Here is a 13,446-nt window from a genome sequence, read left to right as displayed (position 1 = left end):
TTCAAAAATTAAAAGTTAACAACACTATATAAAATTAAAATCTAAAATGAAAGCAAAAATAAGATCATGCTATATCTAGCCCAGGTACATAAAAATGAATTTTTAGACCAGTACCAATTACGCTTATTAGCTCGACAAGAAGCCGATTATCTCTGGACAATAATTCCTGAAGAAGCTTTTATCCTCCTGGGTAAAGGCAACACCATGAGCGAAAATTTACTAGTTTTAGTCGAACTTTCTTCTAAAGGTGATATTGAGAAGATAGAAGATGCTAGTAACTGGATACTAAGCATCATACAAACTTATCTTAGTACAGGTATGACTCCAGAATTGTTGCAACAAGAAGTAGAAAGAGCAGAGGAATGGCGGCAATCTCTAACTTTACAAAATCAAGACTTAGCACGCCGTACTTTAGAATTAGAAGCTCGTCGTGAGCAAATTCAAGCTTTAGAAGAAAGCCTTAAACGTAATAGAAATGGATATGAAGGAGACAATAGTGAAGCTTGAACTAAAAAAATAGAAATGATTTTTAAGTTTTATCATTGTTCGTTTTAAATTTAGTGAAAAATATTATCTATCCAATATAATTAATTAACAGTTTTAAATAATTAATCAAGCTAACTTTCACAGCGCCCATTGCTAAATCACTAGAATTAAGTATCACAGACAAATCTTAAACCTAGAAATTTTATCTGATTTAATTAATTTTGGCTTAGTATAAAGTTTTGTGTTTGCCAATTTAATTAGGTGAACATAAAAAATATAAAATGTATGGTGTGTTATTTCATAGACTAACACACAGTCTTTGATATCAAGATAGTGTGTAGCGCTATGTAACAACATCCTCTACTTCTGTTTCAAGTTTAAATAATGCGAACTAGATTTTTTTAAATTTTCCTTTATGGCAAATCAAACATTGAAAGAACATTATAAAATTCCTAATTGGTTACTAACATTAGCTATTTTTTCATTAATTATAGGTATATTTTTGAGGTTTTATCACCTTGATCAGAAAGTTTACTCTTTTGATGAAACCTACTCATCTACCTATATCTATGGACAACACTCTCAAGCCTATAGTAATTTTGATGGTTCTATTTTAAGTACCGAGGAAATTAAGAAATATTTATCTATTGATCCAAATAAATCTTTAACTCAATCAATTACACAAGTAATTAACAAAATCTATGTATTTCCTCCATTATATCCAATTTTGACAATTCTATGGTCATATCTGTTCAACAATTGGACTGATAACACGCTCATTATTCAAAGAAGTTTAACAGCTTTATTTAGTGTAATTGCATTAGCAGCAACTTATTGGTTAGGTGTCGAATTATTCGCATCCAGAACTACCGCATTAGTGACGGTGGTAATTCTTGCAATTTCACCTTTTCATTTGCAATATGCTCAAGTCATACGACCTTACAGTATTTTAATAGCTACTACTGTAATTGCATGTGCATGTCTACTAAAATCAATGCGTGTTCAAAATATATTTTGGTGGGTAATTTATGGATTAAGTGTTGTCATTGGTCTTTACTCTAATGTGTTGTTTGGATTTGTTTTAGTAGCTCATGTAGTCTATGTTTTAATTGAAAGCAAATTAAATAATCTAAAAAATATAATTCCTTTTTTATTAACATTAGGAATCAGTACACTAATGTTCCTACCTTGGTTATGGGCTTTTGTTAATTCTAGTATGTTGGGATATTCGGTTGGGCAAGTTGCAGGGAGAAGCTCTGCTTTAGCATTAATTAATGCTTGGATAAAAGGAATACAGAGTCTATTTTGGGATTTATACAATCCCTATTACTCTCCTAACTTTTTTAAAGCAGTGCAATGGTTCTTTGCTCCAATTATATTAGGGATCGCTGCAATATCTCTCTATACTCTCTGTCAATATGCACCGAGAAGAATTAGAAACTTCCTTTTAGCATTGGCAATTACCGCAGGCGTTAGCTTGATGGTAAAAGACTTGATCAGTGGTAGTTCTATTACTACCCGGATACGTTACTTAATACCTTTTGCCCTAGCCATCGAACTCATAGTTGCCTATTCAATTGGTAGTTGGTTAACAGCGAGTCAAGCTTCACACAGGCGATGGGGACAATTTGTACTGTCAGTTTTTATCTTGTGTGGTATCAATTCTTGTTTGGTAATTTCTCAAGCACCATCTTGGAATGCTTTTGGTAGTCCTAATTTTCCTAAAGTCTCAAAAATAATCAGTTCAGCTAATAACCCATTAGTTTTATGTACAAATTTGGATCGGGCATTTTCCATGAGCTACTTAGTTGACTCAGACACTAAGTTTAAACTGATTCAAGATGATCTAACAATTCCCAATGGTTTTGATACTGTTTTTGTTCTAGAAGCCTTACCAAAAATACTTAAAAAGCTAGAAGCTAAATATACATTAGTTAAAACTTTCCCACAAGCTAAACTATTTGAGATTAAAAAGTTTTGAAAACTTCAGTCACCGTGTTGTTTTACTGTTATGAGGCAATGCACACCATTTTTATAGGCATGAGTCAGAAATAAAGAGGGTAAAATAGTGTCTATATTGATTTAATATTTCCAGAAGAGATATCATCATGAATGCTTTAACAGTTAATCTCCAATCTGTCTTAGAACTAACAGATGAGCAGTTTTTCCAGCTATGTCGAGCGAACAGTGACTTGAGGTTTGAACGCACTGCTAAGGGAGAATTAATTATTATGCCACCTACAGGGGGAGAAACTGGCAATAAAAATGCGAGAATAACTCAACAAGTAATGAATTGGACTGATGCAGATGGTACAGGGATTGCCTTTGATTCCTCGACTTGTTTCAAATTACCCAATGGTGCAGATCGTTCTCCTGATGCAGCTTGGATAAAGTTGGCGCGATGGAATACCCTAACACAAGAACAAAAAGAAAAGTTTCCCCCTATATGTCCTGATTTTGTAATTGAGTTACTTTCACCAACTGACAGTTTAAAAGTAACTCAAGAAAAAATGAAAGAATACATAGATAACGGTGTACAGTTAGGTCTTTTAATTAATCGTAAATTACGCCAAGTAATGATTTACAGGGAAGGTAGAGAGGTTGAGATTTTGGAATCACCTACTACAGTATCAGGGGAAGAAGTTTTAAATGGGTTTGTACTGAACTTGGAACCGATTTGGTAGTGAATGACAATTTTATAACTAATAAAAGAGCTCAAACTCAATTAATTCGTAATCCCATAATTACTAAATCACGTTCCATTCCATCCAAGTCTGCAACTTGGGGTAAATGTCCCCATTGTTGAAATCCAAAAGTTGCAAACAGCTTTAAGCTAGGTTGATTGTGAGCGAAAATAAATCCTAATAGAGTTTTTAAACCTAAATTTGGGCTTTCTTGAATTGCTTTAGCTAGCAATTGTTTACCCAACCCACAACGGTGAAAAGATGGCGAGATGTAAATACTGAGTTCAGCCGTTGAAACGTAGGCTGGCCTGCCGTAAAATGATTGGAAACTCAACCATCCAGCTATTACTCCCTCTTGTTCGATTACCCAAAGGGGACGTTGAGTAGGCGATCGCCCACCAAACCAAGCCAAACGACTTTCCACAGATACTGGTTCCAAATCAGCAGTTGCCATGCGGCTAGGCACAGCAGCATTATAAATAGCTACAATAGCAGGTAAATCAGTTGCAATTGCATGACGAATGGCCATGACTATCCGTTGGCAAATAATTTTGAGAAAATCCTTACAAATAATATAGCTTTAATAACAATAATTCTATACCTTGCACAGTGATCTTTATAAGTTGATTATCAGTGCTTAACATACTTCTAAACTGAAAAAAGTTCAAATATTACCTTTTGAAATTTGCGTTTTAATGGTTTTTTGTATATTTTTCAGATAAATATACTTAATATTTTTACCAGTAGATGTAAATGTATTTGATGTACTTCCTCTGTCCATAGTTTTATTTTTTGAAAATAACCCTTCTTCAGAATTAGAACATTAAAAATATAATTTTCCAGCCAGAGGCAGAGTATATACATATTAACTTTCATTAACATAGGAGAAGAATGAACAATTAAATTTAATCAATATGACTGATAATCTATCTAAAGATATCCACCATATAGAAGATCAACAAGAAGCAAATACTTCCATAGAATTAGAAGTTTATCAATTTATAAATAAACTAAAATCGGGGATTTGGCTAATTGGCATTCCCTCTTGGATTTTTGGTATAACAGACAGAAGTATGTCTGCATTTGCTGATAGTTATATATCTGCACAAGAAATTTTCCAACTTCTGACGACAACTTTCTTCTTTATCAGTTGGATTTATTTAAAACCAGAAACTCAACCTAATGATGATACAGGTTTATTATGTACAAATCCAACTGATAGGTTTGAGCTTAAAAAACGGCACATGATTAGCCAGGAGTATATTTTACCCTTCCCTTATCTTTGCCAAATTTACCATCTACTAAACCTGAAGCATCTAGAAACTATTCACAAATTTAGTTTGAATAACTTGCGAGTTTTGAGTGTTAGTGAGTTTCAACCAACAAGATTTGGCGGAGTTATCAAATTTAGTACACTTTTAGATTCGCCCATCAATGCTTTGAGAATTTGGCGACAACCTATAGTAGAAGTGGATTTGATATTGCACACTCCTTATACTGTTGAGTTGAGTATTCCCGTTTATGACAATAAAAGAATCACTGTCATATTTTATGCTTTTCCTTTAAATGAAAGGGAACACCATTTATTTATTGAAATTTACAGTGACTTAGGCTGGCCTAAACCACTGTTGCAAGTTTTATTACACTTTGCTTCTTGTTTAACTTTGTTTGAAGACTTGCCTTATTTACGTAATCTGACTGAAGTCAATATAGAACGTTTGTTCAAATTGAGCAAATTTTCTAAACAAGCTAATATGCAGCTTTTCAAAAGATTTGTGGAATTATATGGTTCAAGTGGCGACAGAGTTAAATTGTTGGAAGGTAGTAATTAAAAGTAGTAGGAATTAAGAGTTAGGCAAGAGTAGCTAACTCTTTATTTTGATTCTATTAAGCTCTGGCGAGTAGAGGTGCAGCAGCTAAAAGAGTTTGAGTATATGGATGTTGTGGATTAGCGAAAATCTGTTTGGTGGGGCCAAGTTCGACAATTTTACCCCCGTGCATCACCGCAATACGATCGCACAAAAACCTCGCTAACCACAAGTCATGAGTAATAAACAAGTAAGTTAACTCAAATTCTTCTTTTAACTGTAACATCAAATCCAGCACCTGCGACTGGACACTCGCATCCAACATACTCACAGGTTCATCGCAGATTAACATTTTAGGACGAGTAATCAAAGCACGAGCGATCGCCACTCTTTGCTGTTGTCCCCCAGATAAATCGGATGGGTAACGCTGGTAATAAACTTCTGGTGGTGTTAAGCCTACCTTTTGCAACATCCATAAAACTTGTTCTTTAGCCTTAGCCGCATCAGCTAGGTTGTGTATTAATAGGGGGTCAGCAATACTTTCTCCTACCGTCATCGCAGGGTTGAGACAAGCATGGGGATCTTGGAAGACCATTTGAATTTGTCGCCGGGAAGCGCGAATTTCTTGACGCGATAACCGAGTTAAATCTTGACCTAAAAACTCAACTTTGCCAGATGTCGGACGAATTAACTGCAAAATTGTCCGTGAAAGCGTACTCTTACCACATCCAGATTCACCCACTAAACCCAAAATTTCCCCAGGATATAGTTCTAAATTAATCCCATCTACAGCCTTAATTGTCTGACTTTCCGCCTTAAACAAGCGTTCTATAAAATTAGGCTCAATAGTATAGTGTTGCTTCAGTTCCGTAATCCGCAGGATGGGAGTTTGAGTTGTATCCGCACTCCCCAAGCCTAAATCCTGACTCCCCTCATCTACTGCTTGGATATGCAGAGCTGCTTGTAAGAGCGATCGCGTATATTCATGTTGGGGGTTTCTAAACACCGACTCAGTAGCACCCATTTCGACCATCTTGCCGTTATACATCACACCAATACGGTCACAATACTCAGCCACCATTGCCAAATCGTGAGAAATTAGCAACAGCGCCATATTTTCCTCACTACACAGACGGGTTAACTCTTGTAGTATCTGAGCAGAAACCGTGACATCTAAACTAGTGGTGGGTTCATCCGCGACAATTAACTTAGGGTTGAGGAGGAGAGCGAGAGCGATCGCTACCCTTTGCCGCATTCCTCCGCTAAACTCATGGGGGTACTGATTCCAACGACTAGCAGGTATTTTCACCTTCTCCAAAGTCGCCAGCGCCTTTTCCTTAGCTTCCTTCGCTGATAACTCTGGTGAGTGTGCTTGTAAAGTTTCAATACAATGATTGCCAATCGTCATCAACGGGTCAAGCCGCGTCATTGGGTCTTGGAAAATTAATGCTACAGCCTCCCCCCGGAACTTCCGCAACTGAGGTACAGTTAAATCAAATACCGATTTACCCTGAAATAATACCCGTCCTTCCACCTGGCTAGAAGCTGGCAATAAACGCATTGCCGCCCGTCCCAAGGTAGATTTACCACAACCAGATTCACCCACCAAACCCATCCTTTCCCCTGGTTGTAAGGTAAAAGATACATCATCAATGGCCCACCGTAGTTCTTCCCCACGACGCTGCGGATAGGCGACACGCAAATTTTCTATACAAAATAATTCTTTACTCATAATAGTTATCAGCCCAAAGCCACTAGCTTAGATATTTTTAAATTTAAGCTAGTGTATCAAATTCTTTAAATAGCTGTTCGAGGTAATGAAATCGCTGGGCTGTACTGCATTCAAAAATATTACCCGACTAACCAAGTTACACCCTTTAACTCAACAGGAAATAACTGACGATTTGATAATCTATCTTCGTCCAGAGCTTGAATTAAATACTCTCCAGTCTCTTTCTGTTCCTCAGTATCATCTTCATCAATCCAATACTGAAGTAAATTAACTAATTTGGTCTTTTTTTCCTTGGGTAAAATGTGTTCTGCCAAAATCTGCAACGTATCACGCCATAATCAAGGTACACAAGCACTTATCTTTAATATGACTCAAGTTTCCCAACCTCGCCGTAGCCGTATCCTACCAGCATCTGCTATCACCCCAGAAGAACTTAACCGTCGTCAAGAACAGAGTAATACTCTTGCCATACGATGTCGTGTTATTTTCGATCGCCTAAGAGAGCAGTTAATAGAGAAGCATTATAACTGGTTTATTGCTATTGACCCTGACAGTGAAAATTATTTAATTGATCAAACTTTAATAGGACTAAGCCAAAAAATTCGTCATTCTTATAGCGATACCCATATGAAGCTAACTATCTTTCGACTAAATGATACTGGAACTTGTGGCAGATTATGGGTGTAGGTTATTTTGGAGATAATGGTGAGTTATGGTTTGAGATCCAATTGGTTGCTGCTAATGGAGATATGTTTTCTGTCGAAGCTTTGTTTGATACTGGCTTTACGGCTGGATGGTTAGCCATTAACACCCAAGACTTAGAAGCCTTGGAGTGGTTAAGAATTGCTGCCCAAATTTCTATGACAACTGCACGCGGTGAAGGACAGTTCAATTTGTATGAAGGCAGAGTCATCATTGATGCTACTGAGTTTGCTATTCCTGTTCATGTTGGAGATAATATTCCCGATACTTTAATGGGTTCTGCGTGGTTGGACATTATGCAACTTATTGTTAATAAACCTCAAGGAATCTTGACTTTAGAAACTTTACAACCAAACTAACTACAACTTCTGTCTATATAGGGGGTATAGGTATTCAAAACACTTACACCCAGGAAATACTCTATTTTAAGGCAAAGGCTAAAACAATCTCTCATTTAAGAATTTGCACCAATCCTCTACCCTAATTCTCAGTATTCCCAAACAATAGTAATGTGTAACTTATTACTGCTCTTTAAGTACCTTTTTCTTCATTTACCTTAATGTCCTACAGGTGCTTTTGCTCCTGCGCCGCCTTTGCCTAAGAATAATAACAGGGGTAAGGAACAGAGGAACGCCACCCCAACGACACGAAAGATATCTGCAAACGACAAAACAGCCGCTTGAGTATTTACAGTTTGCTGAAGTAAGGCTAGTGCTTGTTGTCCGGCTGTGGCTGCATCTATACCTTGTGCTTGTAATGCACCTTGTAACATATTAAGACGTTCATTTGTTTCGGCATTGTAAGGGCTGAGGTTCGCTGATAGAATTGCTTGGTGAAAAGCTTCGCGTTTATCCAGTACGGTGGTAAGTAGAGCAATGCCAATACTACCGCCTAGTTGTCGGGTGAGGTTGTAAAATCCTGAACCAGCAGAAATATCTTGTTTGGGCAAGGGGCCGAGAGTTGCTAAACTTAACGGCAGAAACATTAAAACTGTAAACGCCCCACGCCATATTAAAGGCCAAAATAAATCATCAGTTCCGGTATCTATTGTCAGCTTTGATAAGTCAAACATGACGGACGCAGTTCCCACAGCACCGATCGCAATTAAGATTCGGGCATCAACTTTAGTAGATAATTTGCCTAACATCACCATCACAATCGCTGATGCTAACGCCCCTGGTGCTAATAACCATCCTGTCTGACTTGCTGTAAATTGCAATATACTTTGAGTAAAAATTGGCACTACAAATAATGCGCCATACAAACCCATACCTACAAGGGCTGATAAAAAGCTTCCAGCCGCTAAGGAACGGTGGCGTAAAACTCTTAAATCAACAGCAGGATACGCTGTTTTCAACTCCCACCAAATAAACAAAGCCAAACCGATGACGCTAGCAATGGCTAAACTCGTAATGAAACCGGAAGAAAACCACTCTTCTTTCTCTCCTTCCTCCAATACGGTTTGCATACAGCCAACAGCTACAATCAACAACCCAATTCCTAACCAGTCAACAGAATGATTGCGTGCTTTATTTTTAGGTTTATCTTTAGGTAGAAACATCCAAGACATCGCTACTGCTAAGATTCCGAAGGGAATGTTGACAAAGAAAATCCACTGCCAGCCTAAACCATCAACTAAAAAACCTCCTAAAGTGGGGCCTATTGCTGGCCCTGCTATTACACCTACGCCAAATACAGCTTGTGCTAAACCTTGTTCTTCTGGGGAAAATGTTTCAAAAAGAATTGCTTGGGCTTTGGCTAGTAAACCACCACCACACAATCCTTGCAAAATGCGAGAAATCACCAACATGGGCAGATTGAAGGATAACCCACACAATACTGAGGCGATGGTAAACCCTATTAGGGAAAATATGAAGTAGCTTTTTTTACCAAAGTAATCACCTAACCAAGCGGATAAGGGAATTAAGACAACGTTAGCGATCGCATATCCTGTTACCACCCAACCAATTTCGCTCACAGTCGCCCCTAAACTAGCCTGCATATCCGTCAGCGCTACGTTGACGATGCTGGTATCTATCACCTCCAAAATTGCCCCCAAGGAAGCCGAAAAGGCGATCGCCCATTTTAAAGGCCCCTGGACATAGCCCGATGCGTTAACAGTAGATGCTTTGGAAATACTAGCCATTTTTTCTACCAGATGATTACTGTAGCCTTGGCAATTAACCTTGGGTTTACAGATATAAAGAAAAGTTAAATATATATACGCTACAGTAGCGTATCGTATTTAAGCAGTCAAGGATAAATTGGCAGAAAAAATTAGAATCCTGCTAAGGCATGATAGATTCATGAACAAGCAGATCCAAAATCCTTCAGGACGACCCAGAAGCACCCAAGCAGACCAAGCAATTTTGCAAGCTACCCTAGATTTACTCGCCGAAGTAGGGTATCAAAGCATGAGCATAGAAGCGATCGCTTCTCGTGCTGGCGTGGGTAAAACAACCATTTATAGACGCTACAATTCCAAAGAAGAATTAGTAGCCGATGCCATTGAAAGCCTTAGAGAAGATATCCAAATACCCGACACTGGTAGTTTTTGGGGGGATATGGATATTCTCCTTGATGATATGTCCCAAAAAATATTTAGTCACTTAGGCAGACAAACACTCGCCCTCATCATCAGCACTGCATCCAACAACCCCCAATTTGCTCAACTCTACTGGGCAAAATACACTAAACCCAGACGCGAAGCCTTTGCTACAATACTAAAACGGGCTAAGTCCAGACAAGAAATTAAACCAGATGCCGACATTGATTTAATTATCAACCTCTTAAGCGGCTCTCTCTATTACGCTCTGATTTTTCAACCGACAACAGAACCATTAGAAACCTATATGCGTCGGACGATGCAAGTTTTAATGAAGGGAGTGGGGAGTGGGGAGTGGGGAGTGGGGAGATGAGGGAGATGAGAGGGATGAGGGAGGAGAGGAGAATAACAACTGTCAACTGCCTATTCCTGTGTATTTTGTTGCAGTATCGCATCGCAGTATTGAATTAAAGTATTAAGGCGATCGCTAATTACATTGAGTCTTGTTTGTGCCGTTGTGGGTTGTCGCGCCCCTTGCAGAAACATGACATCTACCTCTAAAAGACGTAATTGTTTGCTAATTTCCGTTTTATAAGACTGGATACGCCAATCGTCCTCAGCTACAGGTGCAATTTCCTGACCAAACAATTGCTTTAACGCAGTTAGGCGCTGACGCACTTCTACAATATCAATTTGTGTGATGATCCCCTGACGTAACTCATCTAGTAATATTACTAGACTCTGATATTTTTCAAGATTTAAAGACATCTATTGCTATTTACGATAGTATTAATGTCAAGAAATTTATTTATACAATAAACCATTACGGGCTATTATCAGCATCACCAGCCTCAAGTATTGTACTGGGGCTGTGTTTGCAATATACATTTTTTCAAACTTACTTTTTTTTAAACCCTAAATAGACCACTACTATAGTCTCATAGGGTACGTCACACAGTTAATACTGCCCTGATCAGGGTAACAGCATCTCCATCGCAAGATGCTGTTAATTGCATCCATTCTCAACTATCCACCGATCACCTCTTCTATTGTATGAGCAGCATCGCTATTAGTTCCCCAACCGATCTTAGCCTTCCAGAATGGCTGAAGAAATGTTTGCGGGATTCATCAACTTACGGCAGCAAAGCAGAAGATGACCGAATATCTAGTGATAACACTTTAATCTGTCGGGCATTTGATTTTGCTTACCAACTACATAACGGGCAGTATCGCAAATCTGGAGAACTATATATTAGTCACCCCATCGCTGTAGCTGGGCTAATACGCGATTTAGGGGGCAGTCCTGCTATGATAGCAGCTGGATTTCTTCATGATGTAGTTGAAGATACAGATGTCACAATTGAGGAAATAGAAGAGCGTTTCGGCCCGGAAGTTAGGCAGTTAGTCGAGGGTGTCACTAAGCTTTCTAAAATTAATTTCACTAGTAAAAAAGAAAGTCAAGCTGAAAACTTCCGACGGATGTTTTTGGCAATGGCGCAAGATATTCGGGTAATTGTGGTGAAATTGGCAGACCGTTTGCATAATATGCGAACTCTGCAATATATGTCAGAAGATAGCCGTCGCCGTTCAGCCCAGGAAACAAGGGATATCTTCGCACCTTTAGCCAATCGTTTGGGTATTTGGCGTATTAAGTGGGAATTAGAAGATTTAGCATTTAAGTATTTAGAACCGGAAGCGTTTCGACAGATACAAAAGTATGTATCAGAGAAACGGGACGCACGGGAAGAAAAATTAGTCAAAGCTACAACAATTTTACGCGATCGCCTCCAGCAAGCTGGCATCCGATGTTTAGATATTAGTGGTCGTCCCAAGCATCTTTACAGTATTTACCAAAAGATGCAGCGACAACAAAAAGAATTTAGTGAAATTTACGATTTAGCGGCGCTACGGATTATTGTTGAGACAAATGAGGAATGTTACCGGGCTTTAGCAATAGTACACGATGCTTTCCGCCCCATTCCTGGTAGATTTAAAGATTACATTGGACTACCCAAACCTAACCGTTATCAGTCGCTACATACAGGAGTTATCGGTTTAACTGGTCGTCCATTGGAAGTGCAAATTCGCACAATAGAAATGCACAGAATTGCTGAATACGGGATTGCCGCCCATTGGAAGTATAAGGAAACAGGCGGTTCTAATACTCAGTTAACCACATCCGATGAGAAGTTTACTTGGTTACGTCAATTATTAGAATGGCAAAGTGACCTAAAAGACGCGCAAGAATATTTAGATAGCGTTAAAGATAACTTATTTGAAGATGATGTTTATGTATTCACGCCCAAAGGGGATGTAATACCTTTAAGCCCTGGTGCTACTACTATAGATTTTGCCTATCATATTCACACAGAAGTCGGCAACCACTGCTCAGGAGCGCGAGTAAATGGACGGATGGTTCCCTTATCAACTAGACTACAGAATGGCGATATTGTAGAAATTCTCACTCAAAAGAACAGTCATCCTAGCCTAGATTGGCTCAACTTCGTCAGAACTTCAGCAGCGAAGTATCGTATCAAACAATGGTATAAGCGATCGCGCCGGGAAGAAAATGTGGCGCGTGGTCGAGAATTATTAGAGAAAGAATTAGGTAAAACTGGTTTAGATAGTCTACTGAAATCAGAAGCAATGCAGACTGTTTCCGAAAAGTGTAACTATCACAGTTGTGAAGATTTACTTGCAGGCTTAGGTTATGGCGAAATCACCTTAAACCTAGTGTTAAATCGCTGGCGGGAAGTGGTCAAGTCCCAACAGCCAGTGGTAGATACCCCTATCCTGTTACCAAAAGAGTCATCCACAACCAAAGCACCTACACCTATCACCCGTGCTACAGATTCACCAATCGTAGGCGTAGAAGGGTTAGTGTATCATCTGGCTGGTTGTTGTACACCCCTCCCTGGTGAACCAATTATTGGGGTAGTCACACGAGGTAGGGGAATTTCCATTCATCGCCAAGGATGTAATAATTTGGAAACTGTGGAATGCGATCGCTTAGTCCCAGTCAGTTGGAACCCAGCCGCAGAAAATAGAGGTCGTCCGCAAACTTACCCCGTGAACATCCAAATTGAAGCTCTAGACCGTGTGGGAGTATTAAAAGACATTTTATCCCGACTCAGCGACCAAGGTATTAATGTCCGTTATGCCCAAGTGAAAACAGCCGTTAACCAACCAGCCTTAATGGACTTGGGTATAGATATACGCGATCGCCCACAATTAGAGCAAGTCTTCATCCAAATCAAAAAAATGAGCGACATCCTCAATATCCGCCGTGTCGGTCAAATTGATGAGTAAGAGGTCAATAGTCAACAGTCAACAGTCTTTTGACTATGGACTATGGACTATGGACTATGGACTATGGACTAATGACTAATGACTATTGACCAACCCCAATAAAATCCCCTAAAGCTTAATCAATGCCTGATGAAACTCTAGGGGTAGATTAATTATTTAACTTTTACTGTTATCTATTGT

At 38.8% G+C, this 13,446-nt stretch carries 13 protein-coding genes; 8 read left to right on the top strand and 5 right to left on the bottom strand.

Annotated elements, in window-relative coordinates; all coding sequences use genetic code 11:
* Window positions 1–66 precede the first annotated feature (66 nt).
* From NSMS1_RS08865 to NSMS1_RS08855, 3 genes are all read left to right on the top strand, one after another.
* Window positions 67–507: a hypothetical protein gene (locus tag NSMS1_RS08865; protein ID WP_224092601.1), complete on the top strand. Its 441-nt coding sequence runs from the start codon at window positions 67–69 to the stop codon at window positions 505–507.
* Between the two features lie 394 nt (window positions 508–901).
* A complete protein-coding gene (locus NSMS1_RS08860) occupies window positions 902–2,467 on the top strand; it encodes a glycosyltransferase family 39 protein (RefSeq protein ID WP_224092600.1) in 1,566 nt (521 codons plus the stop codon).
* 127 nt (window positions 2,468–2,594) lie between these two features.
* Window positions 2,595–3,170, top strand: coding sequence for a Uma2 family endonuclease (locus NSMS1_RS08855; protein WP_224092599.1), 576 nt, complete (start codon window positions 2,595–2,597; stop codon window positions 3,168–3,170).
* A 37-nt stretch (window positions 3,171–3,207) separates the two neighbouring features.
* Here NSMS1_RS08855 and NSMS1_RS08850 read toward each other — a convergent pair whose 3' ends face one another.
* Window positions 3,208–3,699, bottom strand: coding sequence for a GNAT family N-acetyltransferase (locus NSMS1_RS08850; protein ID WP_224092598.1), 492 nt, complete (start codon window positions 3,697–3,699; stop codon window positions 3,208–3,210).
* Window positions 3,700–4,084: 385 nt separating this feature from the next.
* On the opposite strand from NSMS1_RS08850, the gene NSMS1_RS08845 reads away from it, so the two are divergent.
* On the top strand, window positions 4,085–5,002 hold the full coding sequence (locus NSMS1_RS08845; RefSeq protein WP_224092597.1) for a hypothetical protein: 918 nt from the start codon (window positions 4,085–4,087) through the stop codon (window positions 5,000–5,002).
* Between the two features lie 55 nt (window positions 5,003–5,057).
* On the opposite strand, the gene NSMS1_RS08840 is transcribed toward NSMS1_RS08845, so the two are convergent.
* Window positions 5,058–6,710, bottom strand: coding sequence for a dipeptide ABC transporter ATP-binding protein (locus NSMS1_RS08840; protein ID WP_224092596.1), 1,653 nt, complete (start codon window positions 6,708–6,710; stop codon window positions 5,058–5,060).
* A 119-nt stretch (window positions 6,711–6,829) separates the two neighbouring features.
* Window positions 6,830–7,024, bottom strand: a complete 195-nt coding sequence (locus NSMS1_RS08835; protein WP_224092595.1) for a hypothetical protein — start codon at window positions 7,022–7,024, stop codon at window positions 6,830–6,832.
* A gap of 52 nt (window positions 7,025–7,076) precedes the next feature.
* Between NSMS1_RS08835 and NSMS1_RS08830 the strand changes: the two genes are divergently transcribed.
* Both NSMS1_RS08830 and NSMS1_RS08825 read left to right on the top strand, forming a co-directional pair.
* Window positions 7,077–7,397 carry a hypothetical protein gene (locus tag NSMS1_RS08830; RefSeq protein ID WP_224092594.1) on the top strand — a complete coding sequence of 107 codons (321 nt, stop codon included), beginning with the start codon at window positions 7,077–7,079 and terminating at the stop codon, window positions 7,395–7,397.
* Window positions 7,388–7,771, top strand: coding sequence for an aspartyl protease (locus NSMS1_RS08825; protein WP_224092593.1), 384 nt, complete (start codon window positions 7,388–7,390; stop codon window positions 7,769–7,771). The genes NSMS1_RS08830 and NSMS1_RS08825 overlap by 10 nt, the downstream gene beginning before the upstream one ends.
* A 197-nt stretch (window positions 7,772–7,968) precedes the next feature.
* Here the strand turns inward: NSMS1_RS08825 and NSMS1_RS08820 are convergent, their stop codons facing one another.
* A complete protein-coding gene (locus NSMS1_RS08820) occupies window positions 7,969–9,558 on the bottom strand; it encodes a DHA2 family efflux MFS transporter permease subunit (protein ID WP_224092592.1) in 1,590 nt (529 codons plus the stop codon).
* Window positions 9,559–9,718: 160 nt separating this feature from the next.
* On the opposite strand from NSMS1_RS08820, the gene NSMS1_RS08815 reads away from it, so the two are divergent.
* Entirely contained in the window at window positions 9,719–10,330 is a 612-nt protein-coding gene (locus tag NSMS1_RS08815; protein WP_224092591.1) for a TetR/AcrR family transcriptional regulator, read from the top strand.
* A 50-nt stretch (window positions 10,331–10,380) separates the two neighbouring features.
* Here NSMS1_RS08815 and patD read toward each other — a convergent pair whose 3' ends face one another.
* Window positions 10,381–10,725, bottom strand: coding sequence for a heterocyst frequency control protein PatD (patD, locus tag NSMS1_RS08810; protein ID WP_224092590.1), 345 nt, complete (start codon window positions 10,723–10,725; stop codon window positions 10,381–10,383).
* Window positions 10,726–11,010: 285 nt separating this feature from the next.
* Here patD and NSMS1_RS08805 point away from each other — a divergent pair, with 285 nt between their 5' ends.
* Entirely contained in the window at window positions 11,011–13,266 is a 2,256-nt protein-coding gene (locus tag NSMS1_RS08805) for a RelA/SpoT family protein (protein WP_224092589.1), read from the top strand.
* Window positions 13,267–13,446 lie beyond the last annotated feature (180 nt).

Source organism: Nostoc sp. MS1 (assembly GCF_019976755.1).
Lineage (GTDB): Bacteria > Cyanobacteriota > Cyanobacteriia > Cyanobacteriales > Nostocaceae > Trichormus.
The sequence above is the reverse complement of the archived record's forward strand: the minus strand, read 5'-3'. Positions and strand labels throughout refer to the sequence as shown.

Excerpts from the sequence above, each read along its gene's own strand:
- NSMS1_RS08865 (WP_224092601.1), top strand. The coding sequence starts at position 67 with ATGCTATATCTAGCCCAGGTACATAAAAATGAATTTTTAGACCAGTAC.
- NSMS1_RS08860 (WP_224092600.1), top strand. The coding sequence starts at position 902 with ATGGCAAATCAAACATTGAAAGAACATTATAAAATTCCTAATTGGTTA.
- NSMS1_RS08855 (WP_224092599.1), top strand. The coding sequence starts at position 2,595 with ATGAATGCTTTAACAGTTAATCTCCAATCTGTCTTAGAACTAACAGAT.
- NSMS1_RS08850 (WP_224092598.1), bottom strand. The coding sequence starts at position 3,699 with ATGGCCATTCGTCATGCAATTGCAACTGATTTACCTGCTATTGTAGCT.
- NSMS1_RS08845 (WP_224092597.1), top strand. The coding sequence starts at position 4,085 with ATGACTGATAATCTATCTAAAGATATCCACCATATAGAAGATCAACAA.
- NSMS1_RS08840 (WP_224092596.1), bottom strand. The coding sequence starts at position 6,710 with ATGAGTAAAGAATTATTTTGTATAGAAAATTTGCGTGTCGCCTATCCG.
- NSMS1_RS08830 (WP_224092594.1), top strand. The coding sequence starts at position 7,077 with ATGACTCAAGTTTCCCAACCTCGCCGTAGCCGTATCCTACCAGCATCT.
- NSMS1_RS08825 (WP_224092593.1), top strand. The coding sequence starts at position 7,388 with ATGGGTGTAGGTTATTTTGGAGATAATGGTGAGTTATGGTTTGAGATC.
- NSMS1_RS08820 (WP_224092592.1), bottom strand. The coding sequence starts at position 9,558 with ATGGCTAGTATTTCCAAAGCATCTACTGTTAACGCATCGGGCTATGTC.
- NSMS1_RS08815 (WP_224092591.1), top strand. The coding sequence starts at position 9,719 with ATGAACAAGCAGATCCAAAATCCTTCAGGACGACCCAGAAGCACCCAA.
- patD (WP_224092590.1), bottom strand. The coding sequence starts at position 10,725 with ATGTCTTTAAATCTTGAAAAATATCAGAGTCTAGTAATATTACTAGAT.
- NSMS1_RS08805 (WP_224092589.1), top strand. The coding sequence starts at position 11,011 with ATGAGCAGCATCGCTATTAGTTCCCCAACCGATCTTAGCCTTCCAGAA.